This window comes from Salinicola sp. RZ23 (assembly GCF_003206675.1).
Taxonomy (GTDB): domain Bacteria; phylum Pseudomonadota; class Gammaproteobacteria; order Pseudomonadales; family Halomonadaceae; genus Salinicola; species Salinicola endophyticus.
The window spans coordinates 1-1,938 of record NZ_PZJK01000028.1 but is presented as its reverse complement, the minus strand read 5'-3'; the positions used below and the strand labels follow the sequence as shown (position 1 = coordinate 1,938).

Annotated in this window: 1 rRNA gene; it reads left to right on the top strand. The window is 55.9% G+C overall.

What is annotated here, in order from left to right:
* Window positions 1–253 precede the first annotated feature (253 nt).
* Window positions 254–1,793, top strand: a 16S ribosomal RNA gene (locus tag DOM67_RS19615).
* The last annotated feature ends 145 nt before the right edge of the window (window positions 1,794–1,938 follow it).

Sequence of the window (1,938 nt, the reverse complement as noted above, 5' to 3'; positions counted from 1 at the left end):
CACTCCTTACGGCGGCCAAGAAAACAAGCGCTGACAAGCACTTGGGGCCGACGGCAGAAGCAAAGCGCTTCAAGTAGGGACGCTCTTTAACAATCGATCAGGTAATTGATGTGGGCGCTTGTCTTGCGTGACGCCAGTCACAGCATATCAAGGCAAGCGACTCGTCAAAGATTCGTTTGACCTTGAACCAAGTTTGGTCCGCTTCACTTCTGACGCCTTAGGGCAGAGGAAGAGGTAAGGACTATCAGACTTTTAACTGAAGAGTTTGATCATGGCTCAGATTGAACGCTGGCGGCAGGCCTAACACATGCAAGTCGAGCGGCAGCACGGGGAGCTTGCTCCCTGGTGGCGAGCGGCGGACGGGTGAGTAATGCATAGGAATCTGCCCGGTAGTGGGGGATAACCTGGGGAAACCCAGGCTAATACCGCATACGTCCTACGGGAGAAAGCAGGGGATCTTCGGACCTTGCGCTATCGGATGAGCCTATGTCGGATTAGCTGGTTGGTGAGGTAATGGCTCACCAAGGCGACGATCCGTAGCTGGTCTGAGAGGATGATCAGCCACACTGGGACTGAGACACGGCCCAGACTCCTACGGGAGGCAGCAGTGGGGAATATTGGACAATGGGCGCAAGCCTGATCCAGCCATGCCGCGTGTGTGAAGAAGGCCCTCGGGTTGTAAAGCACTTTCAGCGAGGAAGAAGGCTTGGCGGTCAATACCCGTCAAGAAGGACATCACTCGCAGAAGAAGCACCGGCTAACTCCGTGCCAGCAGCCGCGGTAATACGGAGGGTGCGAGCGTTAATCGGAATTACTGGGCGTAAAGCGCGCGTAGGTGGTTTGGCACGCCGGTTGTGAAAGCCCCGGGCTCAACCTGGGAACGGCATCCGGAACGGCCAGACTAGAGTGCAGGAGAGGAAGGTAGAATTCCCGGTGTAGCGGTGAAATGCGTAGAGATCGGGAGGAATACCAGTGGCGAAGGCGGCCTTCTGGCCTGACACTGACACTGAGGTGCGAAAGCGTGGGTAGCAAACAGGATTAGATACCCTGGTAGTCCACGCCGTAAACGATGTCGACTAGCCGTTGGGACCTTTAAGGACTTAGTGGCGCAGTTAACGCGATAAGTCGACCGCCTGGGGAGTACGGCCGCAAGGTTAAAACTCAAATGAATTGACGGGGGCCCGCACAAGCGGTGGAGCATGTGGTTTAATTCGATGCAACGCGAAGAACCTTACCTACCCTTGACATCCAGAGAACTTGGTAGAGATACCTTGGTGCCTTCGGGAACTCTGAGACAGGTGCTGCATGGCTGTCGTCAGCTCGTGTTGTGAAATGTTGGGTTAAGTCCCGTAACGAGCGCAACCCTTGTCCCTATTTGCCAGCGATTCGGTCGGGAACTCTAGGGAGACTGCCGGTGACAAACCGGAGGAAGGTGGGGACGACGTCAAGTCATCATGGCCCTTACGGGTAGGGCTACACACGTGCTACAATGGCCGGTACAAAGGGTTGCGAGACCGCGAGGTGGAGCGAATCCCAGAAAGCCGGCCTCAGTCCGGATCGGAGTCTGCAACTCGACTCCGTGAAGTCGGAATCGCTAGTAATCGTGAATCAGAATGTCACGGTGAATACGTTCCCGGGCCTTGTACACACCGCCCGTCACACCATGGGAGTGGACTGCACCAGAAGTGGTTAGCTTAACCCTCGGGGGAGCGATCACCACGGTGTGGTTCATGACTGGGGTGAAGTCGTAACAAGGTAGCCGTAGGGGAACCTGCGGCTGGATCACCTCCTTAAACGACAAGCGGATCGCGAGATAAGCGCTCACAATCAATTACCTGATCGACCAAGAGCAATGACTGTTTGGGTCACGGACCCAGTGGTAAGCCGGGTCTGTAGCTCAGTTGGTTAGAGCGCACCCCTGATAAGGGTGAGGTCGGC